Source organism: Aeromonas sp. SrichE-2G (assembly GCF_017939565.1).
Lineage (GTDB): Bacteria > Pseudomonadota > Gammaproteobacteria > Enterobacterales > Aeromonadaceae > Aeromonas > Aeromonas taiwanensis.
Genome location: NZ_JAGKRG010000004.1, coordinates 508,474 through 534,470, shown reverse-complemented (window position 1 = coordinate 534,470; position 25,997 = coordinate 508,474). Strand labels below are relative to the sequence as shown.

Here is a 25,997-nt window from a genome sequence, read left to right as displayed (position 1 = left end):
CATAATGCAAAACGGCTGCCCAGGGGCAGCCGTTTTTGCTATCGCGTCTTGCTATCAGCCACGCAGGGCGGCGATACGCTGCTCGATGGGCGGGTGGCTCATGAACAGCTCGCTCATGGAACGCTTGCCGTTGATGCCAAACGCCATCATGGAGCCCTCCATCTGCGGTTCGGCACCGCGGGAGAGACGTTCCAGCGCGGCAATCATCTTGTCGCGGCCGGCCAGTTTGGCGGCACCGGCGTCGGCGCGGAATTCACGCTGACGGCTGAACCACATGACGATGATGGAGGCCAGCACACCGAACACCATCTCCAGCACGAACACGGTGATCATGTAGGCAAAGCCGCCGGTGCTGCTGCTCTCTTCCTCATTGTTGGAGCTGAAGAAGTTGCTGATGACGCCGGCCACGATGCGGGCGAAGAACATCACGAAGGTGTTCACCACCCCCTGGATCAGGGTCAGGGTCACCATGTCGCCGTTGGCCACGTGGCTCACCTCGTGGGCCAGCACGGCTTCCGCCTCGTCGCGGCTCATGCTGTAGAGCAGACCGGAAGACACGGCGACGAGGGAGTCGTCACGACGGGCGCCGGTGGCGAAGGCGTTCATCTCGGGGGAGTCGTAGATCCCCACTTCCGGCATCTTGATGCCCGCTTCACGAGCCTGGCGGGCAACGGTGCTCACCAGCCAGTGCTCGGTCTCGTTGCGGGGCTGCTCGATGACCTGGACGCCGTAGCTGCGCTTGGCCATCCACTTGGACATCAGCAAGGAGATGAAGGAACCCCCAAAACCGAACACGGCGCAGAACACCAACAGACCGGAAATGCTGGACTTGTTGATCCCCAGAACCGAGAACAGGATGTTGAGCACCACCCCCAGCACCAGCATGACGGCCAGGTTGGTCACCAGGAATAGCATAATTCGCTTCATATTGACTCCTTGTGAGATATGGATGCATGGTTCGGGCCACCCCGGAGGGAAACCCAGCCCATACTTGCCCCCGATAATAGACAGACTCGATGAATGTTTGCTGAATGTCTGGCGTCAGAGCAGGGGTTCAACGTCGAGATACCCGCACAAGTCCGCCTCGTGCACGGCCTCGACAAAGGGTATCTCACCCAAAAATGGGGCCGGCAGCAAGGCTTTCAAGGTCCCCAGGTTCTCTTCATAGCGGCTCATGTGCGGATCCACCCGGTTGACCACCCAGCCGGCGATCCTCAACCCCTGCTGGCGGATGGCGGCGACGGTGAGCAGGGCATGGTTGAGGCACCCCAGCCTGGCCCCCACCACCAGGATCACCGGCAGCTCTTCCCGGGCCACCCAGTCCGAGAGCAGATACTCGTGATCCAGCGGCAGGCACCAGCCCCCCGCCCCCTCGACGATCACGAGTTCGGCACCGCTTGCCTCGATCTCCCGCAGTCCCGCCGACAACCCGGCAAAGGAGATGCTCTCCCCCACCTCCCGGGCGGCGATATGGGGGGCGATGGGGGGCTCGAAGGCATAGGGGTTGACTCGCTCATAGGGCAGCGGGAGGCTGGCGGCCTTCTGCAGCAGCAGGGCATCCAGGTTGCGCAGCCCATCCGGGGTCGGGGTGCAGCCCGCCGACACGGGCTTGTATCCGGCGCAGCGAATGCCCCGGGCGGCGAACGCCTGCAGCAGGGTGCGGGCGACCTGCGTCTTGCCGACGTCGGTATCCGTGCCCGTGACGAAATAGGATCTGGTCATGATGACTCCTTGATGCAATGCAGGGGCGCGCCATCACGCCCCGTTTCGAGATGGGATAAGGGCGACCCTGCGCCCGCCACCGCTGGCGGCCAGCCCCGGCCTGTGACCGAGGCGCCGGGCCTTTCGGGTCAGCAGCGCACCAGGCGCCCGAGGCAGACCTCATAGGTGGCGGCCAGCAGGCCGTCCGGCTGGCGGTAGCGCTCGTAGGCCTCTCCCAGGCGCACCAGGCGCTGGCGATGGCCAAGCCCTGTATTGCGCGCGTCGTTGACCTGGCTCGCGCCTATGCCCTTGAGGTCGCGCAGCAGACCGCCGATCTCCGGGTAGGCGAGGGACCAGGTGACGGGACAGAGCTCGGGCGCCGTGAAGCCCGCGGCGTCGACGGCCTGCAGCAGCCGGGGCAGCGTCAGGAAGCGGTTGACATGGGCACGGCCATCGACGGCGCGCCAGGCCTCCCGCAGTTGCCACAAAGACCCCGCCAGCAGGGTCGAGAAAAAGATCTGGCCGCCGGGCCGGAGCACCCTGTGCAACTCGGCAAAGGCCTGGGCAGGGCGCTCGCACCACTGCAGGGCCAGGCTGGAGAAGACCCAGTCCAGGCTCTGGTCGGCAAAGGGCAGCGCCTCCGCATCGCCGCACACCAGGCGGGCGCCGCTGCCGCGCAATGCGGCCTGGGCCAGCATGCCGGGAGCGAGATCCAGCCCCGTCAGTCCGTTGCAGCGAGAGGCCAGCTGGGGCAGAAAGAAGCCGGTGCCACAGCCCAGATCCAGCCCCTGACCCCGGAGCTCCTCCGCTATGCCCCCCTCGCTCATCCGCCCCAGCAGCGCCTGCCCCACCTCCTGCTGGAAGCGGGCATGGGCGTCGTAGTGGCGGGCTGCAGCCCCGAAGCGGCGGGCGAGCAGGGTCTTGTCCACCGCCTGGAAACGCTCATGGAGCATGGGCGCCTCCTCTCTCGTCGGCCAGGCGGGGCCCCAGCGCCTCGAGCAGGCGATCCACGTCGTCCTCGCCGTGGGCGGCGCAGAGGGTGATGCGAAGGCGCGCCGTGCCGACCGGCACCGTGGGCGGGCGGATGGCGCCGGCCCAGACGCCGCGCCCACGCAGCCGCTCGGCCAGTTGCAGGGCGGCACTGCTCTCCCCCACCAGCAGCGGCTGGATGGGGGTGTCGCTTTCGCCAAGCTGCCAGCCCAATGCCTGCGCCCCCTGCCGAAAGCGGGCGACAAGGCGAGCCAGGTGGGCACGGGGCTCGTCGGCCCCACGCACCAGCTCGATGCTCTGGCGCACGGCGCACGCCTGGGCGGGGGGCATATGGGTGCTGTAGACGTAATGACGGGCGAAGTTGACGAGATACTCCACCAGCTCGCGACTGCCACCCACAAACGCGCCAGCCACCCCGAGCGCCTTGCCAAAGGTGCCCATATGGACGTGTACGCTGCCCGGACTGACCCCTTGTGCCGCCAGGGTGCCACGCCCCTCCGGCCCCAGCACCCCGAGGCCGTGGGCATCGTCGATCATCAGCCAGTTGCCGCTCTGGGCGGCCAGGCGGCTCAGTTCACCCCAGGGGCCCTGATCCCCGTCCATGCTGAAGACCCCCTCCGAGACGATCAGGCCCCGGCTTGGCTCAAGCAGCCGTTCAAGAGCGGCCATGTCGTTGTGGCCAAAGCGCTTCATCTTGCAGGGCAATTGGCTCCCCATCTCCTGCAGGGAGGCGTGGTTGAGCCTGTCCTGCCACAGCAGATGCTCCTTGCCGAGCAGGGCCTTGAGCACCGCCTGATTGGCGGAAAAGCCGCAGTTGAACAGCAGCACCGCCTCCACCCCGAGCCACTCGGCCAGCGTCTCCTCCAGCTGCTGATGAGCACGGCTGTAGCCGGTCACCAGGGGGGAGGCGCCAGCGCCCGCGCCATATTGCGCCACACCTGCCGCGAAGGCGGCCTTGATGGCAGGATGACCGGCGAGCCCCAGGTAGTCGTTGCCAGAGACGTTGAGGCAGTCGCGCCCACCGACCCGGATCCGTCCGCCGCTCGCGGCCTCCACCGGGGTGCGGCGGCGCAGCAGGGCGGCCTGCTCACGCTCGGCCAGGGCCTGCCCCAGTGCAAAGGGACCGGTGACAACAGGGGTCATCATGTACGGACAGCTTCTGCGCGGGGGCGAGTGGCATCGTAGAAGAGCTCGCTCGGCTCGCGCTGGCGGTTCACCTCGGCCAGCAGCTCCTCTTCTTGAACCTGATCCGGCTTCTGGGCCCGCTGGGCGGGGCGAATGCCGAGCCGCTTGAAGAGCTGCATGTCGCTGTTCTCGTCCGGGTTGGGGGTGGTCAGCAGCTTGCAGCCGTAGAAGATGGAGTTGGCCCCCGCCATAAAGCACATGGCCTGCATCTGCTCGTTCATCTTCTCCCGCCCGGCGGAGAGGCGCACGTGGGAGGCCGGCATCATGATGCGCGCCACGGCGATGGTGCGGATAAATTCGAACGGGTCCAGGTTCTCCTGATTTTCCAGGGGCGTCCCCTTCACCTTGACCAGCATGTTGATGGGCACGCTCTCCGGGTGGCGCGGCAGGTTGGCGAGCGCCATCAGCAGGCCCGCCCGATCCTTTGCCTGCTCCCCCATGCCGACGATGCCGCCGGAGCAGACCTTCATGCCGGCGCCGCGCACGTGCTCCAGGGTATCCAGGCGGTCCTGGTAGGTGCGGGTGGTGATGATGTCGCCGTAGAACTCCGGCGAGGTGTCGAGGTTGTGGTTGTAGTAATCGAGCCCCGCCGCCCCGAGGCGCGCCGCCTGATCGGCGGTGAGCATCCCTAGCGTCATGCAGGTCTCCATGCCGAGCCCGCGCACCTCTTCGATCATCCGCAGGATGTAGGGCATGTCCTTCTCTTTGGGGTTGCGCCAGGCGGCCCCCATGCAGAAGCGGGACGAGCCGTTGGCCTTGGCCTCACGGGCCCGCTCCAGCACTTTTTCCACCTCCATCAGCCGCTCGGCCTCGAGCCCGGTGTGATAACGAGCGCTCTGGGGGCAGTACTTGCAGTCCTCCGGGCAGGCGCCGGTCTTGATGGAGAGCAGGGTGCTCACCTGCACCTCGTTCGGGTCGAAATGGGCGCGGTGCACCGTCTGGGCCTGGAACAGCAGATCGTTGAATGGCAGGGCAAAGAGGGCCTGAACCTCGGACAGGGTCCAGTCGTGACGAAGGGCGTGACCGCCCCGGGTGAGAGCATTCATACATGGCTTCCGGTTGTTATAAGTGGGATCCTGCGCCACCTGGTGGAATGCGCGGCCGCTGAACCCGCCACCAGGCCGTGCGCAGAACGGGTGCACGATGCCAAGTGGCTGAAATTGTTGGCTAGTGTAGAGAGCACGCGTAGACTGTCAACACCGACCAGATCAAATCAATTGACAACAGAACATAAAATGACCAACCAAGAATTCGACCTGCACCACGTCTGGCACCCCTATACCTCCCTCACCCATCCCCTGCCCTGCTATGAAGTGGCCAGCGCCAGGGGGGTGACCCTCACCCTCAGCGACGGGCGCGAGCTGGTGGATGGCATGAGCTCCTGGTGGGCTTGCGTCCACGGCTATCAGGTGCCTGAGCTCGACGCCGCCGCCACTGCCCAGCTCGGCAGGATGTCCCACGTGATGTTTGGCGGCCTGACCCATGCCCCGGCGGTGGAGCTGTGTCGCAAGCTGGTGGAGATCACCCCAAAGGGGCTGGACAGGGTGTTTCTGGCGGATTCCGGCTCGGTGGCGGTGGAGGTGGCCCTCAAGATGGCCCAGCAGTACTGGCACGCCAAGGGGACACCCCGCGCCAAATTCGTCTCCCTTAGGGGCGGCTATCACGGTGATACCTTCGGCGCCATGAGCGTGTGCGATCCGGATGGCGGCATGCACGAGCTCTACAAGGGGTTCCTGCCCGAGCACCATTTCGTGGAAGCCCCGAGCTGCCGCTTCCACGCCGAGTGGGACGAGAGTTGCGTGGTGGAGCTCGCGACCCTGATGGCGGATCATCACGAGGAAATCGCCGCCATCGTGCTAGAACCCATCGTCCAGGGGGCGGGGGGCATGCGCTTCTATCACCCCCGCTACCTGCAGTGGGTGCGCGCCCTGTGCGACGAGTTCGGCGTGCTCTTGATTGCCGACGAGATTGCCACCGGCTTTGGCCGCACCGGTCAGCTGTTTGCCTGTGACTGGGCCGGCATCAGCCCCGACATCATGTGTCTGGGCAAGGCGCTCACCGGGGGCTATCTCACCCTGTCGGCGACCCTGACCACTGAGCAGGTTGCCCGCACCATCTGCGACGGAAAGGCGGGCGTCTTTATGCACGGACCCACCTTTATGGGTAATCCATTGGCATGTGCGGTGGCCAACGCCTCCATCGACCTGCTGCTCGCTTCCCCGTGGCAGGAACGGGTGCGCGCCATCGAACACCAGCTGCGCACCGAGCTGGTGGCGCTGACCCTGCACCCGGCGGTGGCCGACGTCCGGGTGCTCGGCGCCATTGGTGTGGTGGAGATGAAGGAGCGGGTGGACGTGGCACGCATCCAGCGCAAGTTCGTGTCGCTCGGGGCCTGGCTCCGCCCCTTCGGCAAGCTTATCTACCTGATGCCCCCCTTCGTCATCACCCCGGAAGAGCTTCGGGTATTGACCGGCGCCATCGGCGAGGCCATCACCGCCGGCGAGTTCTGAATCCGGCTGCGCTGATCTGGCATGGGCCCCGCCACTACGACGGGGCCCTTTGGCTCTTTTTCATCATAATGTGAGCAAACTATCAAAAGACCCTGACCCGGCAAGGTACACTGCGCGGGTTTTACCCAACAGATGTACCAGTCCCATGCGCCTCTCCATTGCTGCCAAGTTCAACTTCTTCCTGCTCTTCATCTTCTCCATGGTATTGGTGTTCTCCGCGGCCTATCAGGCGGTGCGCGAGCGGGATCTCATCCTGGGCCTCATCAAGGAGCAGAGCCACGAGCAGACCGAGGCCTACTTCGACGGTCTCAACATGCTGATGCTGACCGGCAAGATGGATGCCCGCGACACCCTGCGCGCCAAGTTTCTCGATCACGCCCACGTGGAGGATGCCCGCATCGTACGCGGGGCGGCAGTCAACAAGCAGTACGGGCCGGGACGCGACATTGAGGCCCCCAAAGACAGATACGATGCCCTGGCGCTGGCGGGCAAGGGCAGCCTGGAGGTAGAGCACGACGGCATGCACAGCCGCCTGGTGGTGACCCGCCCGCTGCTGGCCAGGAAGGATTTTCGCGGCACCGACTGCACCAGCTGCCACCAGGTGCCGGAGAATACCGTGCTGGGGGCGGTGCGTTTTGACTACTCCCTCGACACCCTGTTCACCCGGGTCGAACAGAACATCCTCACCTCGGCGCTCAGCCTCACCCTCATCTTCGGCCTGGGGCTGCTGCTCACCCTCTGGGTTATCCGCACCTGGATAGTCCGCCCTCTCAACCAGCTGACCCGCTCCATGGAAGAGGCCACCGATCGCAACGACTTCGGCCATCGGCTGGAAGTGGATGAGGGAGACGAAATCGGCCGGGTGGCGATCGCCTACAACCAGATGCTCGACAGCGTGGAGCGAAGGCTCGGCAAGCGCACCGCAACCCCGCCCCGGGACGAGGCGTCCGGCGATCACCCCCGGTAGTAGAACAGCAGGCAGGCGAGCAGGATCAGCAGCAGGATGAGCAGGTTGACGTGCAGGGCGTCATCCTGGCGGCGACTGCGCCTGCGCTCCAGCAGCAGGACCACCAGAGTCAGCAGGGAGCAGGCCCAGAGCCCGTGCTCCAGCCAGGGAGTGAGCAGGGGATCCCAGCTCTGGCGCACCCTGACCCCGCCATAGACCAGAAAGCCGTAGGCCACCTGTGGCCGTGCGAAATGGTAGAGGGAGAGCAGGGCGATGAATCCGCCCCAGCAGAGGATCACCAGCCCCTGCAGTACCCGTATCCAGCCATCCGGCCCGCGCCTGCGTTCCTTCACCCTCACCCCCGCCATACCGTCAGGATCCATGCAGGATGCATGGGGAAATCCCCGCAAGGGTCCGACATTTTTGCTTGTTTATCAAACCCGCGCGGGTAAGATGAACGGCTTAGTCTGCCATGGTGGGCCAACTGCGCCCGGGCCAGACCCCAAGTGTTGCAAATAGCGCTGCAAGAACAAGCTGGAGACAATATTTCGATGACGCACGCATCCGTAGTAGATGTGCTGGCCGGTAAGTATTCGGTCGGCACCACCCAGACAGTCAAAGGGTGGATCCGGACCCGCCGCGATTCCAAGGCGGGGATCTCATTTTTGGCCATTTCCGATGGCTCCTGCTTCCATCCGGTGCAGGCAGTCGTCCCCAATACCCTGGCCAATTACGAGGATGAAGTGCTGCGTCTGACCACCGCCTGCTCCGTCGAAGTGACCGGCCTGGTGGTGGAATCCCAGGGCAGCGGCCAGGCGTTCGAGCTGCAGGCCACCGACGTCAAGGTCGTGGGCTGGGTCGAAGATCCGGACACCTACCCCATGTCTGCCAAGCGCCACAGCATCGAGTACCTGCGCGAGCAGGGCCACCTGCGTGCCCGCACCAACATCGTCGGCGCCGTGACCCGGGTGCGCAACTGCCTCTCCCAGGCCATCCACCGCTTCTTCCACGAACAGGGCTACCTCTGGATCGCAGCCCCGCTGATCACCGCCTCCGACACCGAAGGGGCCGGCGAGATGTTCCGCGTCTCCACCCTCGACATGGAAAACCTGCCGCGCACCCCCGAAGGCAAGGTGGACTATGACAAGGACTTCTTCGGCAAGGAGACCTTCCTGACCGTGTCCGGTCAGCTGAACGTCGAGACCTACGCCTGCGCCCTGTCCAAGGTCTACACCTTCGGGCCGACCTTCCGCGCCGAAAACTCCAACACCAGCCGCCACCTGGCCGAGTTCTGGATGGTGGAGCCGGAAGTGGCCTTCGCCAACCTGGAAGACAACGCCGCCCTGGCCGAAGCCATGCTGAAGTACGTCTTCAACGCCGTGCTGGCGGAACGCCGCGACGATCTGGAGTTCTTCGCCCAGCACGTGGACAAGGACGCCATCGGCCGTCTGGAGCGCTTCGTTGCCTCCGACTTCGCCCAGATTGACTACACCGACGCCATCGAAGTGCTGCAGAACTGCGGCAAGAGCTTCGAGTTCCCGGTCTCCTGGGGCATCGACCTCTCCTCCGAGCACGAGCGCTACCTGGCCGAGGAGCACTTCAAGTCCCCGGTGGTGGTGAAGAACTACCCGAAAGACATCAAGGCCTTCTACATGCGCCTCAACGACGACGGCAAGACCGTTGCCGCCATGGACGTGCTGGCCCCGGGCATCGGCGAGATCATCGGCGGCTCCCAGCGTGAAGAGCGTCTCGAGGTGCTGGATGCCCGTCTGGCCGAGATGGGCCTGAACAAGGAAGACTACTGGTGGTACCGCGACCTGCGCCGCTACGGCACAGTGCCGCACTCCGGTTTCGGTCTGGGCTTCGAGCGTCTGGTGGTCTACGTGACCGGCATGGGCAACGTGCGCGACGTGATCCCCTTCCCGCGTACCCCCCGTACCGCCGAGTTCTGATCGCGGACAACACGCGAATCGCAAAAAGCCGACCCCTGGGTCGGCTTTTTTGTGCCCGTCGTTTCCCCTTCGTATCCCCATTGCCCCTGAAGCGGGACCAGATTTGGCCCCGGTAAAGCGGGTCTGCCGTAGTTTTTATGCACTTAAATCGGAAAAAGGCGAGTTGTTGAAGCAACGCAAATTTTTACCCCTTTAGGGAGGGCAGAATGGCATCACTCCCTAAAGGGGTAAATAACGGCAGATGATCCCGGGGCCCTGGCCGATGGGGACATGGATTCAACCACACGAGGTAATGGAATGATCTTGATGGAATTTTTGGTGGTACTCGGCTGCTTGCTGCTGGGAACCCGCTTTGGGGGCATGGGGCTGGGTCTCATCAGCGGCATCGGTCTCTTCCTGCTGACCTTCGTCTTCGGCCTGGTGCCGGGCGAACCGCCGGTGCAGGTGATGTTGACCATACTCGCGGTGATCGGTTGCGCCGCCACCCTGCAGACCGCCGGCGGCCTCAACCTGATGATGCAGGTGGCCGAGCGCCTGCTGCGCCGCCACCCCCAGTACATCACCCTGCTGGCGCCGCTCACCACCTGGACCCTCACCTTCCTGTGCGGCACCGGCCACGTGGTCTACACCATGTTCCCCATCATCGCCGACATCGCGCTGCAGAAGAACATTCGCCCCGAGCGCCCCATGGCCGTGGCGTCCGTTGCCTCCCAGATGGCCATCTGCGCCTCGCCGGTCTCGGTGGCCGTGGTCTCCATGGTCTCCATCCTGGCGGCGGCCCACGGCGTGGGTCAGGCCTACGGTCTGCTGGACATCCTGATGGTGGCCATCCCCTCCTCCCTGACCGGCGTCATCGTCGCGGCCCTGTGGAGCCTGCGCCGCGGCAAGGATCTGGACAAGGACGAGGAGTTCCAGGCCAAGATCAAGGACCCCGCCCAACGCGACTTCATCTACGGCGGTGGCGAGACCCTGCTCAATACCAAGTTCCCGAAAGAGGCCTACTGGTCGACCTGGATCTTCTTCGCCGCCATCGCCGCCGTGGTGCTGCTGGGGGCCAATGAGGGTCTGCGTCCGGTCTTCACCATCAAGGACAAGACGGGCCCCCTCTCCATGAACCTGGTGATCCAGATGATGATGCTGATCGCCGGCGCCATCATACTGATGCGCTGCAAGGTCAAGCCGGGGGAGATCGCCAACGGCGCCGTCTTCAAGGCAGGCATGGTCGCCATCTTCTCCGTGTTCGGGGTCGCCTGGATGAGCGAAACCTTCTTCCAGGCCCACATGCCGCTGCTCAAGGAGACCCTGGCCCACGTGGTGCAGGCCCAGCCCTGGACCTACGCCCTGGTGCTCTTCCTCATCTCCAAGCTGGTGAACAGCCAGGCCGCGGCGCTGACCGCCATCGCCCCCATGGGGCTGGCGCTGGGGGTCGAACCCAAGCTGCTGATCGCCTTCCTGCCGGCGAGCTACGGCTACTTCGTGCTGCCGACCTACCCGAGCGATCTCGCCTGCATCGGCTTCGACCGCTCCGGCACCACCCGCATCGGCAAGTTCATCATCAACCACAGCTTCATCATTCCCGGCCTCATCGGGGTGGTGACCTCCTGTACCCTGGGCTTTATCCTGACCAACATCCTGTTGTGACACAGACCCAGTGCGAGCGGCTCCCCATGGGAGCCGCTTTTTTATCCCCCGCCATCGGCCAGCGCTTTGCCAACCGCCCGCGCACTCGGTAGCATGCTTCCTCCCTCATCAACGGAACCGTCCCCATGTCTCGCGTCATCGTGCTCTGGAGCGGCGGCAAGGATGCCATGCAGGCCCTCTGCCATGCCCGCGAAGCGGGTCATCAGGTGGTGGCACTGGCGACCTTTGCCCCCCCTTCGCCCCGCTTTCTCGCCCATCCCCTGTCGCAAGTGCGTCGACAGGCGGCGGCCCTCGGGCTGCCCCACCGGCTGGTCACCATAGAGGCGCCGTTCGATCTCGGTTATGAGCGGGCGCTGACCAAGCTCAAGGAGGAGTGGCAACTGGATGGGGTCGTCACCGGCGATATCGACAGCGTGGGCGGTGCGCCAAACTGGATCCGCGAGCGCTGCCAGCCGCTGGGGATCGCCGTGCATACTCCGCTCTGGCAGCTCTCCCGCGAGGCGCTGCTGGCGGATCTGCTGGCCCGGGGCATCGTCGCCCACCTCTCCTGCGTCGATACCCGGGTGCTGGCCCCCGACTGGGTGGGGCGGGTGCTGGACAAGGGAGCCCTCGCCGAGCTGCAGCAGCTGGCGGCCACCCGGGGCTTCGATGCCTGCGGCGAGCAGGGGGAGTACCACACCATGGTGACCGACGGCCCGGGTTTTGCGGCGCCCGTGATCCTAGGCCACAGGCAGGTCGCCCGTCAGGATCACCTCGCCTACCTGGCGGAGACGGAGGGCTGACACGCCGGCCAGTCCCTGCGAGCCGCCGTCCCACGGGACACCCCCCCCCATGACGCCGGCGGGTACGCCACAGAGGACAGCCCCCTCTCGTGGCGTGCCTTTGCGTCGCTCCCCCTCCGACCGTCTCAGCCCCCATTCTCTTGCTCTCTCTGTTTCCCCTGTCACCACCACAGATAAGACCAACAAAAGCAAACGATTTTAGTTTTAAAGGCCAATAATGATTTAAATAACGATATTTAACTCTGAGGAAGGCGTACTAGAATGCCTCCCGAGGCATAGAGGCCGACAACCTCCACTTTGTTTGCGTTGGATCAACGTCCATCGGGCATGAAGTGGCCAAGATGCCCGTCGACACAGAGCGACCATTTCGCACCGGAGAGAGTTATGACAAACCAAGCCACCGCGGGCACCTCGACCTGCGACTACAAGCTGTGGGACATCCTCGTCGAGTCTGCAAAGGAACGCACCACCATTCGTTACTCCAAGCTGGCCAGGCAGGCCGGGCTGGAGCAGTGCCAGGACGAGCTGCGCACCTTGCTGCAACGCATCCGCATGTACTGCACCGAAAACCATCTGCCGATCCTCTCCGCCATCGTGGTGGATGACGTGGGCAAATACGCCGGCCTCTCCTCCAGCCTGCCGGACGCGCCCTGGGAGCGGGCCCGGGTCTTCGACCACGAGTGGACCACGCTGCACTGATCCTGCCGCCTCTTTTCTTGTCAAAACGCGCCCTCTGGCGCGTTTTTAGCCTCTCCCCCTTCCCCTTCGTTACTGGTAAAACCAGCGAGTCTGGCCGCGAGCGTTGCCATGGGATCGCCACAATGCCAGAATCGGGCCCTTGCATGATTCCACCTTCGGATTTCAGGGCCCAAGGCCCCCAGACAAAGGATCCCTCATGGCCACCACCCTCTATGGCATCAAGAACTGCGACACCATCAAGAAGGCCCGCAAGTGGCTGGATGAAGCGGGTATCAATTACCGCTTTCACGACCACAGGGCCGACGGCCTGACCGCGGAGCAGCTCGATCTCTGGCTGGAGCGCCTCGGCTGGGAAGCCCTGCTCAACACCCGTGGCACCACCTTCCGCGCCCTGCCGGAGGAGGCCAAACAGGGGCTCGACACCGCCAGGGCCCGTGACCTGCTGCTGGCCCACCCGGCCATGATCAAGCGCCCGTTGCTGGACAAGGATGGCGAGCTGACCCTGGGCTTCAAGGCCGACCACTACCAATCCCTCTTCTCTCGTTAACTATTTCTGTTAAGGAACACCGATGTCGGACGTCATCACACTGGCCAAGGATCTGATCAGCCGCCCCTCCGTGACCCCCCTGGACGAAGGGTGCCAAACCCTGATGGCAGAGCGCCTCGCGCGCCTCGGCTTCGTCATCGAACCCATGGTGTTTGAAGACACCACCAACCTCTGGGCACGCCGCGGCAGTGAAGGACCGCTCTTCTGCTTCGCCGGCCACACCGACGTGGTGCCCGCCGGCCCGCTGGACAAGTGGCGCACCCCGCCGTTCGAGCCGACCATCCTGGATGGCATGCTCTATGGCCGGGGCGCCGCCGACATGAAGGGGTCGCTGGCCGCCATGGTGGTGGCCACCGAGCGCTTCGTGGCCGAGCACCCGGACCACAAGGGCTCCATCGCGTTTCTCATCACCTCCGATGAAGAGGGGCCCTTCATCAACGGCACCGTGCGCGTCATCGATACCCTGGAGGCGCGCAACGAGAAGATCACCTGGTGCATCGTCGGCGAGCCCTCCTCCACCGCCCTGGTGGGTGACGTGGTGAAAAATGGCCGGCGCGGCTCCATCACCGGCGATCTGGTGGTGCGCGGGGTCCAGGGCCACGTCGCCTATCCCCACCTGGCGGACAACCCCATCCACAAGGCGGCACCGGCGCTGGCGGAACTCGCCGCCACCGTCTGGGATGAAGGCAACGCCTACTTCCCCCCCACCAGCTTCCAGATCGCCAACATCCAGGGCGGGACAGGCGCCTCCAACGTCATTCCGGGGGAGCTGCACGTGCAGTTCAACTTCCGCTTCAGCACCGAGCTCACCGACACGGATATCCGCGAGCGGGTCGAGACGCTGCTGACCCGTCACGGCCTGGACTTCGACCTGAAGTGGACCCTCTCCGGCCAGCCCTTCCTCACCGACACCGGCGCCCTGCTGGAGGCCGCCGTCGCCGCCATCGCGCAGGTCAACGGCCAGCAGCCGGCCCTGCTCACCACGGGGGGAACGTCCGATGGACGCTTTATCGCCCCGACCGGCGCGGAAGTCATCGAGCTCGGTCCGGTCAACGCCACCATCCACAAGGTGAACGAGTGCGTGAAGGCGGACGATCTGGATCTCCTGGCGGACATGTACCAAGGGGTGCTGGCGCGGTTGCTGGCATGAGGACCTTTCGCCTGCCAATGGCGCCACCGCTGACACGGGAGACCATGCAACCATGACCCAGGATCAACTGCTGGGGCTCGACGAGAGCCACCTCATCCTGGTGGGACGCGGGCCCCATCGTCTGACCGCCGCCACCGCGGCGGCCTTCAACGACATGCAGGTGGCCGCCGCCCACGACGGCTTCAACCTGCAGGCGGCCTCCAGCTGGCGCAGCTTCGAGCGTCAGCTCGCCATCTGGAACGGCAAGTGGCGCGGGGAGCGGCCGCTGCTGGATGCCGCCAGCCAACCCATCGACGCCCTGCAGCTGAGCGACGAGGCCCGGCTGCACGCCATCCTGCGCTGGAGTGCCCTGCCTGGCACCAGCCGTCACCACTGGGGCACGGATCTCGACATCTATGATCCGGACTGCCTGCCCGCTGGCACCCGGCTCGCGCTGGAACCCTGGGAGTACGAGGCGGATGGCTGGTTTGCCGACTTGAGCGAATGGCTCGGCGATCGGATGAACGACTTCGGCTTCTTCCTGCCCTATGCCAGGCCGGTCGGTGCCGATCAGGGGGTCGCCTACGAGCCCTGGCATCTGAGCTTCGCGCCCGAGTCGGACGAGCTCATGCTCGATCCGGCGGCGCTGGCACTTTGCCTGCAACAGGCGGATATTGAAGGCAAGGGGTGCATACTGGCCCATCTCGACGAGATACTGGCCCGTTACGTCACCCCGGGTCACAGCGAAAGGAGAATCTGATGAGTCTGTGGTTATGGATAGGCCTGCCGCTGCTGTTCCTGCTCGGGTTGTTTCTCAACGCCATCAAGGACATGAAGCAGCTCGAGAAGCAGTTGCCCAAGTACAAGGACAAGATACGGGAAGTGAAGGACGACGAGGACGACTGACTGCCCGAATACACCTGGCCCGATGGATACCCGCATCCCGAGCCACCACGACGCACACAGGCGGCCAGCAGAGACTGGCCGCTGCTTTTTCATCCATCTCAGTCAGCGACCTCTACCCGGTTGCGCCCCGCCCCCTTGGCACGATAGAGCGCCATGTCGGCGCGCTGCAGCGTCTTGGTCATCGGCTCGCCAGGCTGGCGGCTCGCCACCCCGAACGAGGCGGTGACCGCCACTCCGTTCGGCCAGTTGCGACTCCCGGCCACCGCGAGGCGCAGACGCTCGGCCAGTGCCTGGCCCCAAACCAATGAACGCCCGGGTAGCAACAGCACGAACTCCTCCCCGCCCCAGCGGCAGAGCATGTCTCCTTCCTCCAATTGCAGCAACAGCTCGCTCACCAGACACTTGAGCACCTCATCGCCTACCGGATGGCCCTGGCTGTCGTTAATCTGCTTGAAGTGGTCGATGTCGATAAACACCAGGGTCATCTCGCCATCGTGGTGCACCAGTCGGGACTCCCCTTCATAACGGCTCAGGGCCCCGGTCAAAGGGTCATAACGCACCTGATTGCTGGCCATGCGGTACTCCAGCTCCAGATCCCGGTTGCGCGCCATGGTCTGCCTGGCCTGCCTGCTCATCTTCGCCAGACGCCGCCGCATCCCGAGATAATCCATCAGCAGCAGGGAGATCACCGCCAGACTCCAGCCGATGAAGAGGGCACGATAGAAGAGGCTGGGTGGCATCCAGGGCCCCTCGAAGAGCAGCGTCTCCACCTTCAGCCGGTAGTGGCCAGGGGCCGCCCCCGACCCCGTCGCCAGTTCGATGGCGAAGACCCGGCTCAGGTCCTGGCCCTGCTGCATCAGGGGAATGTCGTAGTCGGTCAGCCACCAGGTGGCAGGAGTAAAGAGCTTGAGAGGCACTTCGACCCGCCCCGGGTACTGCCCGGGATCGAACAAGATGGCGTTGACCTTGTGGGAGACAGGATCCCCGTCCCGCGAGTAGTCCGGGTGGTAGTTGCGCAGATAGATCCGCCAGGCGGTGTTACTCGGCCCTTCCCCTGCCAACTGCAAGATCAGGTTATCGTAGTCAGACAGATCGATCCCCAGCTCAGGGGAGGTCAGGGTGATCGCCAGTTCGCAATAGGGCCAGCGATACTGGCTCCCCAGCTCGCATGTCATGCCGGTACCTTGCGGCGCCAGGGTCGCCACCGAGTCGCCACCCGCAGGGCGATCGTCGATGGTCGCGACCTCCCACTGGTCACTCGGGACTATCACCAGATGACGTCTGGGGCCCCACTCAAACAGTGCGACCAGGAGCAGCGAGGCCACCATCAAGAGGGCGAGAAGCCACCATAACCGTCTGAGTTGTAACATTATTATTCCAATTCAAGGGGCTATTTCATCATGGGTGGAATATACCCAAATTCGGGCTGGAAAACGGCTTTTTATTAACATTTCAAGCAATAGCGATCTTGAAAACCGGACGGGGGTCGCATAACGGGCGGGCGATGCGAATCGAGCGGGGTAAGCAACAGGACAACAACCGCTTGCGGGATGGCAGTATATCGGCGGCGTTGGAGGAAGGGCTTCATAGGTGTACCGACAAACGGCGTCCGGCCAGAGGCGGAGAAGTGTAATAAATTGCAAATTCAAGACACAAAATCGCCACTTTGTCACATTTCCTGCATATAATGTGCCTACTTTACACCAGCCAGGAAGGAGTTCGCCCTTGGATGCCGTCACCATCAACAGTTTCTTCTTTATCGGTGCCCTGTTGGTGGGAGCCAGTGTCCTGTTGAGCGCACTCTCGTCCCGGGTCGGCATTCCCATCCTGGTCATCTTCCTCGCCGTCGGCATGCTGGCCGGTGAGGATGGCCCGGGGGGCATCCACTTCGCCAACTACTCGGTCGCCTACCTGGTGGGCAACCTGGCGCTCGCCATCATCCTGCTCGATGGCGGCATGCGCACCCGGGTCTCCTCGTTTCGGGTGGCACTCTGGCCCGCCCTGTCGCTCGCCACCGTCGGCGTCGCCATCACCACCGGTCTGACCGGGCTGGCCGCCGCCTGGCTGTTCGACCTCAACCTGCTGCAGGGGATGCTCATCGGTGCCATCGTCGGCTCCACCGACGCGGCAGCGGTCTTCTCCCTGCTCGGCGGGCGCAGCCTCAACGAGCGGGTCAGCGCCACCCTGGAGATAGAGTCCGGCAGCAACGACCCCATGGCGGTCTTTCTCACCGTCACCCTGATCGAGGTGCTGGCCAGCGCCCAGCAGGGGCTGGACGCCGGCTTCCTGCTGCTGCAACTCATCAAGCAGTTCGGCCTCGGCGCCGGCATCGGCCTCTCGGGGGGCTGGCTGCTGTGGAAACTCATCAACACGGCCCGCCTGGCGCCCGGCCTCTACCCCCTGCTCACGGTGAGCGGCGGCCTGCTCATCTTCGCCATCACCACGGCGGTGGGGGGCAGCGGCATCCTCGCCATCTATCTCACGGGGCTGCTGCTTGGCAACCTCTCCCTGCGCAGCCGCAGCACCACGCTGTCGGTGCTGGACGGCCTGACCTGGCTCAGCCAGATCGGCATGTTCCTGGTGCTGGGGCTGCTCGCCACCCCGAGCAATCTGCTGCCCATCGCCCTGCCGGCGCTGGCGCTGGCGACCTGGATGATCCTGTTTGCCCGTCCGGTGTCGGTGTGGATCGGCTTGCTGCCGTTCAAGAACTTCGCCCCCCGGGAGCGCTGGTTCATCTCCTGGGTGGGGCTGCGTGGCGCCGTGCCCATCATCCTGGCGGTCTTCCCCATGATGGCGGGGCTGCCCAACGCCCAGCTCTATTTCAACGTCGCCTTCTTCGTGGTACTGGTCTCCCTCATCCTGCAGGGCAGCTCGCTGCCGCTCGCCTCCCGCCTGGCGCGGGTCGAGGTGCCGGCGCCCCCCTCCCCCATCAACCGCTCCGGCCTCGAGATCGATCTCGACAGCCAGTGGGAGACCTTCGTCTATCGCCTGAGCGCCGAGAAGTGGTGCATCGGTTCTCCCCTGCGGGAGCTGCGCATGCCCCAGGGAACCCGCATCTGCGCCCTGTTCCGCGGTCAGGAGCTGCTGCACCCCTCGGGCAGTACCCGGCTGCAATCGGACGACATCCTCTGCGTCATCGGCCACGAACGGGATCTCCCCGCCCTCGGCCAGCTGTTCAGCCAGGCGCCAGAACAGGATCTGGGCCCCCGCTTCTTCGGCGACTTCCTGCTGGAGGCGACCGCCAGACTGGTGGATCTCGCCCCCCTGTACGGCCTGGATGTGAGCGAAGTGGCGGATCAGACCCTCGGCGATTTTATTGCCCATCAGTTGGGCGATAATCTGGTTGTCGGTGACCATGTCGCCTGGCAGGGCCTGCTCTGGACCGTGGCGGAGATGGAGGATGGCGAACCCCGCAAGATAGGGGTGCGCTTCCTGGAAGAAGACCCCGTCTAGGCACCGGCCCTGCGCCGCCATTACTCAGTGAGAAGGGAGTGACCCATGCCTTATCAAACCCAGTTGTCTGGTCTGTATCCTCCCTCGCCCAAGCTGGGCCTCATCGAGGGATTCTTCGGCAAGGGCTGGAGCTGGGAGGCTCGCGCCCGCTATGCCCAGTGGCTGCCCCGCCACGGCTACGGCTTCTACCTCTATGCCCCCAAGGAAGATGGCTACCTGCGCAAGCACTGGGCCAAGCCCTGGCCCGCCGCCCAGCTCGAGGCCCTGCGCCTGCTCGCCCAGCAGTGCCGGGACAACGGCCTCGCCTTCGGGGTGGGCCTGAGCCCCATGGGGGCGCATCACGACTATGAGCGCCAGCGCCCCGCCTTGCTGGAGAAGGTGAGGGTCATCGAGGAGGTGCTCAAACCCGACATCCTGGCGGTGCTGTTTGACGATATGAAGGGAGACACCCCGGATCTCGCCCACTGGCAGCTCACCATAGCCCACGACATCGCGGCCCACACCAGCGCCGGGCGACTGCTGTTCTGCCCCAGCTACTACTCCACGGATCCCGTGCTGGAGAAGGTATTCGGCCCCATGCCCCCCCACTACCTCACCGATCTCGGTCAGGGGCTGGACAGGCGCATCGACATCTTCTGGACCGGCCCCAGGGTCTGCTCCACCGAGTACCCGGCCGCCCATCTGCGCCAGGCCGCCGACTGGCTGCACCGCAAGCCCTTCCTCTGGGATAACTACCCGGTCAACGACGGCAGCAAGGCGAGCAGCTTCCTGCACCTGCGCGCCTTCGAGAACCGCCCGGCGGAGCTGGCGGATCTCGTGAGCGGCCACGCGGTCAACCCCATGAAGCAGGCCGCGCTATCGGCCCTGCCGCTCGCCACCCTGCCCATGAGCTACAGGCTCGGCCGCCAGTACGATCCGGACAAGGCGCTGCACGCCTCCCTCAACGCCACCTGCGGGCCGCAGATCTCCGCCATGATCCAGGCCGACCTGCCCCTGTTCCAGGACATCGGCCTGGCCCAGCTCACCCCGGAGCAGATAGGCCACCTCAGGAGCCGTTACCAGCCGTTCCATGACCAGTCCTGCGTAGACGAAATCCTGCGCTGGCTGGACGGCGAATACGTGTTCGATCCGGACTGTCTGACTGATTGAGGTCCCCCGAGAGGGGTGTGACGAGGAGAAGCGCCCGTGGATGCGTCGCTGATCTACCAGAACCTGGCGGTGCTCGCCGCCTTTTTGCTGCTCTACAGCCTGATTGCCGGGCGCTTCGAATCGAAGCTCATCAACGGCCCCCTGCTGTTTCTGCTGGTGGGGGGCGTGCTGGGTGACGGCGGCCTCGGCCTGCTCTCCCTCGACATCGACAGCGAGGGGCTCAAGCTGCTGGCCGAACTGGCCCTGGTCATCGTGCTGTTCAACGACGCCGCCAACACCAACTGGCAGGTGCTGCTGGCCAACCGCCAGCTCCCCGTCCGGCTGCTGCTGATCGGCCTGCCCCTGACCCTGCTGGCGGGCACCCTGTTCGGTCGCCTGCTGTTTCCCGAGCTGCCGCTGCTGGAGGTGGCCATCCTCGCCACCATACTGGCCCCCACCGATGCGGCGCTTGGCAAGGCGGTGGTGAGCAACCCGGCGGTACCGGCCCCGGTGCGGGAAGGGCTCAACCAGGAGAGTGGCCTCAACGACGGCATCTGCGTGCCCGTCCTGCTCCTGCTTCTCGCCCTGATCGCCCCCACCGAGCAACATGCGGGCACCGCCACCCTGGCCGTGACCCTGCTGCTGGAGGAGATAGGCATCGGGATGCTGGTGGCCTTCGTGCTCAGCACCCTGACCATCCAATTGCTCAGACTCTCCTACCTCAACGGCTGGCAGCTGCCGCTCTGGCGCCAGCTCACCATGCCGGGGCTCGCACTGCTCTGCTTTGCCCTGGCCCAGACCCTGGGGGGCAGCGGCTTTATCGCCGCCTTTGTGGGGGGACTGCTCATCGGCCACCGGCTCGGGGAGCACAAGCACGCCTGGATGGACAGCTGTGAGGGGTACGGGGATCTGCTCTCCGTGGTGATCTGGATGGTGTTCGGCGCCATCATGGTACCCCTGCTGCCCACCCTGCTGCACTGGCAATTCTGGCTCTATGGGGCCGCCAGCCTCACCGTGCTGCGCATGGTGCCGGTCTGGCTGAGCCTGCTGGGCACAGGTCAATCCCCGGAACTCAAGCTCTTTATCGGCTGGTTCGGTCCGAGGGGGCTCGCCAGCATAGTCTTCGCCGTCATGGTGCTGCAGCACCAGCCGGCCCTCACGGGCCAGCACCCTGTCATTGCCACCGTGCTCTGCACCATCATCTTGAGCGTCATACTGCACGGGGTGAGCGCCAATCCCTGGGTCAGGCGCCTCAGGCCCTGACGCCGCCCACAAAAAAGCCCCCTCCCTGACCAGGAGGGGGCTTTTTTCATCGCCAGCCGATCAGCCCAGCGCCAGCCAGACGCCCACGAACAACATCAGGGAACCCGCTATGCGGTTCATCAGGGTGACGTTGCCGCTCTTGGCGAGGAAGTGGCGCAGGGTGCGGCCACCACTCGCGTAGAGCAGCAGGCAGGAGAACTCGATGATCAGGATGAGGGCCACCAGGGCACTTATCTGGGGTGTCATCGGCTTGGCCGCGTTGATGAAGGGAGGCAGCAGGGAGACCATGAAGGCCCATCCCTTGGGATTCGCGATGGCGGTGACGAAGCCTTGCAGCGCGAGCCCGAGCGGCCTGGTCTCCTGAGCGGCCGAGAGATCCGCCGGAATGGCCATCTTGCCCTTGGCCTGCCACATCTGGATGCCGAGCCAGACCAGGTAGGCCCCTCCCACGTACTTGAATGCCGAGAACAGGGCCGGGTAGTTGAGCATGACCGCCGCCACCCCGACCACGGACAGCACGGAGACCAGGCCGACGCCGATGAGTTCACCCCACATCATGTGCAGGGTGCGACGCACCCCCAGGCTCATCCCCAGAGTCATCGCCAGAGTCATGCACATGCCGGGAGTCACAGAGACAAAAAAGAACGTAGGAACAAAGAGCGCCAAGATGGCGGGATCAATCCAGTCGGACACACTACACCTCCATGGTAACAAGCAGACGATCTTGCCCAGCACACCCTTTTAACACAAGAAAAACCTTTTCATTCAGCACGGATTCAGACTTAAAAACTCTGTGACAAGAGCTGTCGCGCCTGTGTAAGATGCCGCCTTCCTCCTCTTTAGGGTTAGTAGGCAGCCTCATGTCGTTGAATAATCTCTCCATCCGCCTTCAAGTACTCATTCCCCTGCTCCTCGCCAGCCTGCTGATGCTGCTGATGGCCGTGATCAGCAAGCAAGAGATCGACGGGGCAATCCAGGACATGAACGAAACCACCGCCAGCGTCACCCGCCACAAGGACGACATCGCCGCCCTGATCCATGCCACCTACCGGCTGCGCACCAACGCCATCTACGGCCTCTACGATCAGGGCCGCTTCCCCCAGCTGCCGGCGCAACTCTCCGCCGCCGAGCAGGAGATTGGCACCATCCTGACCAGGCTGGCCATCACCGGCGCCGAGCAGGACAACCGCCAGGTGGCGGCCGCCCTGCTGGCCTATCTCGGCCACACGCGCAGCAACATGCTGCCCTTGCTGGCCCAGAAGTACCGTGACGGGGTCGAGCCCGCCGCCTACGAGCAGGCCCGGCTGCGCTTTCGCGATCTGGGTGAGGCGCTCATCAAGCAAATCGATGCCATGTCCGACCATATCAACCAGCTGATCCAGGCCGAGATAGCCGAAGAGCAGGACCACTACCACGCCACCCTGCTGCGTACCCTGCTGATGATGGCGGTCACCCTGATCGCGGCCCTGGCGGGGGGCTGGTGGATCTCCGGGCGCATCGTCCAGCCCATCGGCCAGTTGCAGGAGGTGATGCACGCCGTCGCCCTGGGCCGCTTCAACGTGCGGGCCAGCGCCGAAGGCAGCAACGAGCTGGGCCAGCTCGCCAGGGACATCAACCAGACCCTGGGCCAGCTTGGCAGCACCATCCAGACCCTGACCGGCATCAGCGGCAACGTGGCCTCCGCCGCCACCGAGCTCGCCGCCGTCATGACCCAGGCCGAGGTCAATGCCCAGCAGCAGCGCAGCGAGACAGAGCAGGTGGCCTCGGCGGTCACCGAGCTGGCCAGCACTGCCGACAACGTCAACCACAACGCCGCCCTGGCCGACGAGCTGGCACGGGATGCCAACAGCCGGGTCGAGCAGGGGCTGGCGCTCTTCACCGAGAGTATCCAGGCCAACAGCCGCATGGCGGGCAGCCTCGAGCATGCCGCCACCGTGGTGGCCAGGCTCAAGTCCCAGTCCGAGCAGATCGGCAAGGTGATTGAGGTGATCCAGGGCATCTCGGAGCAGACCAACCTGCTGGCCCTGAACGCCGCCATCGAAGCGGCCCGCGCCGGGGAGAGCGGACGCGGCTTCGCCGTGGTGGCCGACGAGGTGCGCCAGCTGGCCGCCCGTACCCAGGACTCCACCAAGGAGATCCAGGCCATCATCGAACAGCTGCAGAGTCAGTCCCTCTCCGCCAACAGCGGCGTACAGGAGACCCTGGAGATCCTCGGTCACAACCAGCGCCTCTCCGCCGAGGTGCAGGATCTGCTGGGGGGCATCACGGAGGCGGTCAACCAGATCAACGGGGCCAACGCCCAGGTGGCGACCGCGGCGGAGGAGCAGTCCTGCGTCACCGCCGACATCAGCCGCAACCTCGGCAACATCCACGAGATAGTGAACCAGAATGCGGCCGGCATCAGCCAGAGTGCCGCCGCCAGTCACGAACTGTCACAGCTCGCCGAGCAGCAGCGCAAGCAGCTCGCCCAGTTCCAGCTCTGATCCCGCCACTCGGCACACCGGGGCCCGCCACGGGCCCCGTGAGCGCCCCCCTCCCATAGTTCGCTGTTTAAAACGGGTTTTTGCCATCAAGGTGTCATTGGGGGCTGGGCTGTGTCTGCAAATATGGGTATGGTAGAGGCACGTCATTCCCCCTCACCTAGAGACCATCATGAGCCTGAAGTTCAAGAAACCCGCTTTTGTCACGCTCGGCCTCATCGCCCTGCTCTCCGCGATCTGGCTCGATTTCTATCTGCCGGAACACACCATCGCCACCATCACAGGGGTGGAGGTAAAACGCACCGACAAGGATGGCCCCATCAGCCAGAAAAACCCGGCTGACGGCCCCACCGTGGACGTCTATTACATCTATACCGAACGCCCCGGCGAGAAGATCCGGGTGTTCCGCAACGAGGACACGCTCTGGGGCTGGCCCTTCTACTTCAAGTTCAACGCCGCCGACGTCCAGGCCAAGGCCAAGTCCATGGAGTTCGAGAAGCGCCTGGCCATGATCACCTCCTACGGCTGGCGCGTGAACATGTTCTCCCTCTTCCCCAACGTCACCAAGATAGAGAGCGCCGAGCCCGATGCCTCCACCTGGAGCTTCTTCCGCTGGTTCTGGTTTGGCGTCTGGGCCCTGGTGATGGGCAAGGCCGCCATCGCCACCTGGCGCTACTTCGATCGTCTCGAGGACGAGATATGAGCGAGCCGAGCAAGACGCGCACCAGCTTCTATCGCCGGCTCTATGTGGCTCACCTCATCAGCCAGGGCACGGACACCGTGCCCGCCATCATAGCGGCCACCGGCATGCCGCGCCGCACCGCCCAGGACACCCTGAGCGCCCTGGCGGAACTCGACATTTGCTGTGGCTTCGAGCAGACCGAGGGAGCCCGCCACCTGCAGGGGCACTATCGCATCAGCGACTGGGGGCCCATCAACCCGGCCTGGATCAACGCGCAATTGCCCGTCATCAAGGAGACCCTGGGTTATCCCTGAATCCCCCGTCCGCATCTCATGACGAAGGGGCCAGCCTTGCGGCTGGCCCCTCTCTTGTCTGGCCGGTGCTCCCTTCTGCAAATGCCGGACGCTCATTCCCCTTCGTCAAAGGACTCTTCCGACGGCGGTTCCGCCGACTCCGCCCGGGTGCAGTCGATGATGGAACGCTTGGGGTTGTTGGGGTCGCGCAGCAGCAGGGGAGCCTCCCCCTCGTCGTGCAGCGCCTCGTCGGCAAACTCGCTGCCATAAGCGTTGTGGGTCAGCCGGCGCGCGTTGGCGATGGGGGTATCCACGAAGAGGGCGTGCACCTCGAAGGTGGAGGCGGGCACCAGAAAGCCGACGATGGGCAGGCCGTGCAGCTCTTCATGGACCTTGTACCAGGCAAAACCGTCGCTCACCTTGTCCGGGGTGTACTTCGCAAGCTGCGGATGCACCGGGGCCCCGCTCTCGCTGTCGAGATGGAGGTCGTCCAGCTCGCAGGTCGCCAGTCCCTGCCACATGGTCTCGAACGGGCTGGCGCAGCCCGCCAGTTGCATACATGTCAGCAGTGCCAACGTCCCTTTCCACATTCCCAGCCCCTTATTCGATGTCCAAGATATCAGCCAAATGATCGCAGCCGCTGCACCAGCAGGTCGATGAACCCGGCCCTGTCCAGCCCCAGCAACACCAGCGCATTGGCGGGCTTGCCGGTGAGACCGTAGCGGTCCACCACCGTCATGCCGCTAGTATGTGCCCCCTGCGTCTCGATATCGACCCGGCACTCCACCCCGTGGAACAGCGCGGGGGCCAGCAGCCAGGCGATGGTGCAGGGATCGTGCAGCGGGGCACCGGCAAATCCCCACTTGGGATCCCGGTGGTAGATCATGAAGAAGTCCAGCAGTTCCGCCACGCACCGGGCCACCGGATTGGCGATGGCGCGCACCCGCGCGATGTCTTCGTCCATTACCTGGGCCTCGTGGGTCACGTCCAGCCCGCACATGGTGATGGGGACTCCCGACTTGAACACCATATCGGCCGCCTCGGGATCCACATAAATATTGAATTCCGCCGCCGGGGTCCAGTTCCCCGCCCCCGCCGCGCCCCCCATCAACACGATGCGAGCGATCCTGGGCTTGAGCTCGGGGTGGGCCGCCAGCAACAGGGCGATGTTGGTGAGCGGACCGGTCGGCACCAGGGTGACCGGCTCCGGGCTCTCACGAAGGCACTTGGCCATCAACTCGAGGCCCGTCATGACCTGGGGCGCAAAGGCGGGATCCGGTAGTGCGGGGCCGTCTAGTCCCGACTCCCCGTGTACGTTGTCGGCGATGATGAGCTCCCGGGCCAGGGGCTTGGGGGCCCCCGCCGCCACCGGGATGTCGTGGCGCCCCAGCAGGGTCAGGATGCGCAGGGCGTTGTGGAGGGTCTTGTCCGGTGTCTGGTTGCCCGCACTGGTGGTGACCGCCAGCACCTGCAATTCGGGGCTCGCCAGCGCCAGGATGAGGGCGATGGCATCATCGTGGCCGGGATCGCAATCGAGAATAACGGGCAGCGCCATGGACGGACTCCTTGCAACGTGACAGGGAGCCATACCTTAGCAAGCGGCGGCCTCATTAACTCGGGAGGGAGTCACAAAACGGACTCACCCTGTCAGATCAAACACTTGGCCTCTTCCATTGGCCTCATGCATCCCGATTCGCCGCGCCTCAACCG

General features: G+C 64.7%; 26 protein-coding genes. 16 read left to right on the top strand and 10 right to left on the bottom strand.

From position 1 onward, the window contains the following. Nucleotides 1-54: 54 nt before the first annotated feature. From htpX to bioB, 5 genes are all read right to left on the bottom strand, one after another. Entirely contained in the window at nucleotides 55-927 is an 873-nt protein-coding gene (htpX, locus tag J9885_RS04515) for a protease HtpX (protein ID WP_043761880.1), read from the bottom strand. A 114-nt stretch (nucleotides 928-1,041) separates the two neighbouring features. Continuing rightward, the gene (bioD, locus tag J9885_RS04510; RefSeq protein WP_210548225.1) at nucleotides 1,042-1,722 is read right to left on the bottom strand and encodes a dethiobiotin synthase; all 681 of its coding nucleotides are present in this window, start codon (nucleotides 1,720-1,722) and stop codon (nucleotides 1,042-1,044) included. A gap of 128 nt (nucleotides 1,723-1,850) precedes the next feature. Next, complete coding sequence (bioC, locus tag J9885_RS04505) at nucleotides 1,851-2,654, bottom strand: malonyl-ACP O-methyltransferase BioC (RefSeq protein ID WP_210548224.1); 804 nt, start codon at nucleotides 2,652-2,654, stop codon at nucleotides 1,851-1,853. Then, nucleotides 2,644-3,837: an 8-amino-7-oxononanoate synthase gene (gene bioF / locus J9885_RS04500; protein ID WP_210548223.1), complete on the bottom strand. Its 1,194-nt coding sequence runs from the start codon at nucleotides 3,835-3,837 to the stop codon at nucleotides 2,644-2,646. The genes bioC and bioF overlap by 11 nt, the downstream gene beginning before the upstream one ends. Further along, nucleotides 3,834-4,922 carry a biotin synthase BioB gene (gene bioB / locus J9885_RS04495; protein ID WP_210548222.1) on the bottom strand — a complete coding sequence of 363 codons (1,089 nt, stop codon included), beginning with the start codon at nucleotides 4,920-4,922 and terminating at the stop codon, nucleotides 3,834-3,836. Before bioB ends, bioF begins: the two co-directional genes overlap by 4 nt. Before the next feature lie 189 nt (nucleotides 4,923-5,111). Here bioB and bioA point away from each other — a divergent pair, with 189 nt between their 5' ends. Together bioA and J9885_RS04485 are read left to right on the top strand one after the other, a co-directional pair. Beyond that, the gene (gene bioA / locus J9885_RS04490; RefSeq protein WP_210548221.1) at nucleotides 5,112-6,386 is read left to right on the top strand and encodes an adenosylmethionine--8-amino-7-oxononanoate transaminase; all 1,275 of its coding nucleotides are present in this window, start codon (nucleotides 5,112-5,114) and stop codon (nucleotides 6,384-6,386) included. A gap of 145 nt (nucleotides 6,387-6,531) precedes the next feature. Beyond that, entirely contained in the window at nucleotides 6,532-7,353 is an 822-nt protein-coding gene (locus J9885_RS04485) for a HAMP domain-containing protein (protein ID WP_043761890.1), read from the top strand. Here J9885_RS04485 and J9885_RS04480 read toward each other — a convergent pair. Then, a complete protein-coding gene (locus tag J9885_RS04480; protein WP_210548898.1) occupies nucleotides 7,341-7,700 on the bottom strand; it encodes a hypothetical protein in 360 nt (119 codons plus the stop codon). The two genes, J9885_RS04485 and J9885_RS04480, sit on opposite strands and share 13 nt — an antisense overlap. 183 nt (nucleotides 7,701-7,883) lie before the next feature. Here J9885_RS04480 and asnS point away from each other — a divergent pair, with 183 nt between their 5' ends. From asnS to J9885_RS04440, 8 genes are all read left to right on the top strand, one after another. Next, nucleotides 7,884-9,284, top strand: coding sequence for an asparagine--tRNA ligase (gene asnS / locus J9885_RS04475; protein WP_210548220.1), 1,401 nt, complete (start codon nucleotides 7,884-7,886; stop codon nucleotides 9,282-9,284). 297 nt (nucleotides 9,285-9,581) lie between these two features. Next, nucleotides 9,582-10,925 carry an anaerobic C4-dicarboxylate transporter gene (locus tag J9885_RS04470; protein ID WP_182954482.1) on the top strand — a complete coding sequence of 448 codons (1,344 nt, stop codon included), beginning with the start codon at nucleotides 9,582-9,584 and terminating at the stop codon, nucleotides 10,923-10,925. A 125-nt stretch (nucleotides 10,926-11,050) separates the two neighbouring features. Next, complete coding sequence (locus J9885_RS04465; protein WP_210548219.1) at nucleotides 11,051-11,707, top strand: adenine nucleotide alpha hydrolase; 657 nt, start codon at nucleotides 11,051-11,053, stop codon at nucleotides 11,705-11,707. A gap of 384 nt (nucleotides 11,708-12,091) precedes the next feature. Further along, entirely contained in the window at nucleotides 12,092-12,406 is a 315-nt protein-coding gene (locus tag J9885_RS04460; protein WP_197068409.1) for a hypothetical protein, read from the top strand. Between the two features lie 196 nt (nucleotides 12,407-12,602). Then, on the top strand, nucleotides 12,603-12,953 hold the full coding sequence (locus J9885_RS04455) for an ArsC family reductase (protein ID WP_210548218.1): 351 nt from the start codon (nucleotides 12,603-12,605) through the stop codon (nucleotides 12,951-12,953). Nucleotides 12,954-12,975: 22 nt separating this feature from the next. Beyond that, nucleotides 12,976-14,103, top strand: coding sequence for a succinyl-diaminopimelate desuccinylase (gene dapE / locus J9885_RS04450; RefSeq protein ID WP_210548217.1), 1,128 nt, complete (start codon nucleotides 12,976-12,978; stop codon nucleotides 14,101-14,103). A 52-nt stretch (nucleotides 14,104-14,155) separates the two neighbouring features. After that, nucleotides 14,156-14,842, top strand: coding sequence for a M15 family metallopeptidase (locus tag J9885_RS04445; RefSeq protein ID WP_210548216.1), 687 nt, complete (start codon nucleotides 14,156-14,158; stop codon nucleotides 14,840-14,842). Then, entirely contained in the window at nucleotides 14,842-14,988 is a 147-nt protein-coding gene (locus J9885_RS04440) for a hypothetical protein (protein WP_010674048.1), read from the top strand. Before J9885_RS04445 ends, J9885_RS04440 begins: the two co-directional genes overlap by 1 nt. 98 nt (nucleotides 14,989-15,086) lie before the next feature. On the opposite strand, the gene J9885_RS04435 is transcribed toward J9885_RS04440, so the two are convergent. After that, nucleotides 15,087-16,358, bottom strand: a complete 1,272-nt coding sequence (locus tag J9885_RS04435) for a GGDEF domain-containing protein (protein ID WP_246876792.1) — start codon at nucleotides 16,356-16,358, stop codon at nucleotides 15,087-15,089. A 355-nt stretch (nucleotides 16,359-16,713) separates the two neighbouring features. Here J9885_RS04435 and J9885_RS04430 point away from each other — a divergent pair, with 355 nt between their 5' ends. The 3 genes from J9885_RS04430 to J9885_RS04420 are packed head-to-tail and all read left to right on the top strand — an operon-like array spanning nucleotide 16,714 to nucleotide 20,832. Then, complete coding sequence (locus tag J9885_RS04430) at nucleotides 16,714-18,441, top strand: potassium/proton antiporter (protein ID WP_043807954.1); 1,728 nt, start codon at nucleotides 16,714-16,716, stop codon at nucleotides 18,439-18,441. Nucleotides 18,442-18,486: 45 nt separating this feature from the next. Next, on the top strand, nucleotides 18,487-19,590 hold the full coding sequence (locus J9885_RS04425) for a beta-N-acetylglucosaminidase domain-containing protein (protein WP_134695552.1): 1,104 nt from the start codon (nucleotides 18,487-18,489) through the stop codon (nucleotides 19,588-19,590). A 36-nt stretch (nucleotides 19,591-19,626) separates the two neighbouring features. After that, nucleotides 19,627-20,832: a cation:proton antiporter gene (locus J9885_RS04420; RefSeq protein WP_210548215.1), complete on the top strand. Its 1,206-nt coding sequence runs from the start codon at nucleotides 19,627-19,629 to the stop codon at nucleotides 20,830-20,832. A gap of 60 nt (nucleotides 20,833-20,892) precedes the next feature. On the opposite strand, the gene J9885_RS04415 is transcribed toward J9885_RS04420, so the two are convergent. Next, on the bottom strand, nucleotides 20,893-21,525 hold the full coding sequence (locus J9885_RS04415; protein ID WP_043761907.1) for a LysE family translocator: 633 nt from the start codon (nucleotides 21,523-21,525) through the stop codon (nucleotides 20,893-20,895). A 167-nt stretch (nucleotides 21,526-21,692) separates the two neighbouring features. Here J9885_RS04415 and J9885_RS04410 point away from each other — a divergent pair, with 167 nt between their 5' ends. The 3 genes from J9885_RS04410 to J9885_RS04400 all read left to right on the top strand — a co-directional run bounded on the left by J9885_RS04410 (nucleotide 21,693) and on the right by J9885_RS04400 (nucleotide 24,308). Then, nucleotides 21,693-23,315, top strand: coding sequence for a methyl-accepting chemotaxis protein (locus tag J9885_RS04410; RefSeq protein WP_210548214.1), 1,623 nt, complete (start codon nucleotides 21,693-21,695; stop codon nucleotides 23,313-23,315). A gap of 169 nt (nucleotides 23,316-23,484) precedes the next feature. Next, nucleotides 23,485-24,015: a DUF1523 family protein gene (locus J9885_RS04405; RefSeq protein WP_043761911.1), complete on the top strand. Its 531-nt coding sequence runs from the start codon at nucleotides 23,485-23,487 to the stop codon at nucleotides 24,013-24,015. Then, the gene (locus tag J9885_RS04400) at nucleotides 24,012-24,308 is read left to right on the top strand and encodes a winged helix-turn-helix domain-containing protein (RefSeq protein ID WP_210548213.1); all 297 of its coding nucleotides are present in this window, start codon (nucleotides 24,012-24,014) and stop codon (nucleotides 24,306-24,308) included. Before J9885_RS04405 ends, J9885_RS04400 begins: the two co-directional genes overlap by 4 nt. 92 nt (nucleotides 24,309-24,400) lie before the next feature. Here J9885_RS04400 and J9885_RS04395 read toward each other — a convergent pair whose 3' ends face one another. Together J9885_RS04395 and rihA are read right to left on the bottom strand one after the other, a co-directional pair. After that, nucleotides 24,401-24,877, bottom strand: coding sequence for a hypothetical protein (locus J9885_RS04395; RefSeq protein WP_043761918.1), 477 nt, complete (start codon nucleotides 24,875-24,877; stop codon nucleotides 24,401-24,403). 29 nt (nucleotides 24,878-24,906) lie between these two features. Beyond that, nucleotides 24,907-25,842 carry a pyrimidine-specific ribonucleoside hydrolase RihA gene (gene rihA, locus J9885_RS04390; protein WP_210548212.1) on the bottom strand — a complete coding sequence of 312 codons (936 nt, stop codon included), beginning with the start codon at nucleotides 25,840-25,842 and terminating at the stop codon, nucleotides 24,907-24,909. Nucleotides 25,843-25,997: the final 155 nt, after the last annotated feature.

Excerpts from the sequence above, each read along its gene's own strand:
- bioF (WP_210548223.1), bottom strand. The coding sequence starts at position 3,837 with ATGATGACCCCTGTTGTCACCGGTCCCTTTGCACTGGGGCAGGCCCTG.
- J9885_RS04425 (WP_134695552.1), top strand. The coding sequence starts at position 18,487 with ATGCCTTATCAAACCCAGTTGTCTGGTCTGTATCCTCCCTCGCCCAAG.
- J9885_RS04400 (WP_210548213.1), top strand. The coding sequence starts at position 24,012 with ATGAGCGAGCCGAGCAAGACGCGCACCAGCTTCTATCGCCGGCTCTAT.
- J9885_RS04405 (WP_043761911.1), top strand. The coding sequence starts at position 23,485 with ATGAGCCTGAAGTTCAAGAAACCCGCTTTTGTCACGCTCGGCCTCATC.
- asnS (WP_210548220.1), top strand. The coding sequence starts at position 7,884 with ATGACGCACGCATCCGTAGTAGATGTGCTGGCCGGTAAGTATTCGGTC.
- J9885_RS04410 (WP_210548214.1), top strand. The coding sequence starts at position 21,693 with ATGTCGTTGAATAATCTCTCCATCCGCCTTCAAGTACTCATTCCCCTG.
- J9885_RS04395 (WP_043761918.1), bottom strand. The coding sequence starts at position 24,877 with ATGTGGAAAGGGACGTTGGCACTGCTGACATGTATGCAACTGGCGGGC.
- dapE (WP_210548217.1), top strand. The coding sequence starts at position 12,976 with ATGTCGGACGTCATCACACTGGCCAAGGATCTGATCAGCCGCCCCTCC.
- J9885_RS04445 (WP_210548216.1), top strand. The coding sequence starts at position 14,156 with ATGACCCAGGATCAACTGCTGGGGCTCGACGAGAGCCACCTCATCCTG.
- htpX (WP_043761880.1), bottom strand. The coding sequence starts at position 927 with ATGAAGCGAATTATGCTATTCCTGGTGACCAACCTGGCCGTCATGCTG.
- bioC (WP_210548224.1), bottom strand. The coding sequence starts at position 2,654 with ATGCTCCATGAGCGTTTCCAGGCGGTGGACAAGACCCTGCTCGCCCGC.
- J9885_RS04460 (WP_197068409.1), top strand. The coding sequence starts at position 12,092 with ATGACAAACCAAGCCACCGCGGGCACCTCGACCTGCGACTACAAGCTG.
- J9885_RS04455 (WP_210548218.1), top strand. The coding sequence starts at position 12,603 with ATGGCCACCACCCTCTATGGCATCAAGAACTGCGACACCATCAAGAAG.
- bioB (WP_210548222.1), bottom strand. The coding sequence starts at position 4,922 with ATGAATGCTCTCACCCGGGGCGGTCACGCCCTTCGTCACGACTGGACC.
- J9885_RS04470 (WP_182954482.1), top strand. The coding sequence starts at position 9,582 with ATGATCTTGATGGAATTTTTGGTGGTACTCGGCTGCTTGCTGCTGGGA.
- J9885_RS04440 (WP_010674048.1), top strand. The coding sequence starts at position 14,842 with ATGAGTCTGTGGTTATGGATAGGCCTGCCGCTGCTGTTCCTGCTCGGG.
- bioD (WP_210548225.1), bottom strand. The coding sequence starts at position 1,722 with ATGACCAGATCCTATTTCGTCACGGGCACGGATACCGACGTCGGCAAG.
- rihA (WP_210548212.1), bottom strand. The coding sequence starts at position 25,842 with ATGGCGCTGCCCGTTATTCTCGATTGCGATCCCGGCCACGATGATGCC.
- bioA (WP_210548221.1), top strand. The coding sequence starts at position 5,112 with ATGACCAACCAAGAATTCGACCTGCACCACGTCTGGCACCCCTATACC.
- J9885_RS04465 (WP_210548219.1), top strand. The coding sequence starts at position 11,051 with ATGTCTCGCGTCATCGTGCTCTGGAGCGGCGGCAAGGATGCCATGCAG.
- J9885_RS04485 (WP_043761890.1), top strand. The coding sequence starts at position 6,532 with ATGCGCCTCTCCATTGCTGCCAAGTTCAACTTCTTCCTGCTCTTCATC.
- J9885_RS04480 (WP_210548898.1), bottom strand. The coding sequence starts at position 7,700 with ATGGCGGGGGTGAGGGTGAAGGAACGCAGGCGCGGGCCGGATGGCTGG.
- J9885_RS04435 (WP_246876792.1), bottom strand. The coding sequence starts at position 16,358 with ATGTTACAACTCAGACGGTTATGGTGGCTTCTCGCCCTCTTGATGGTG.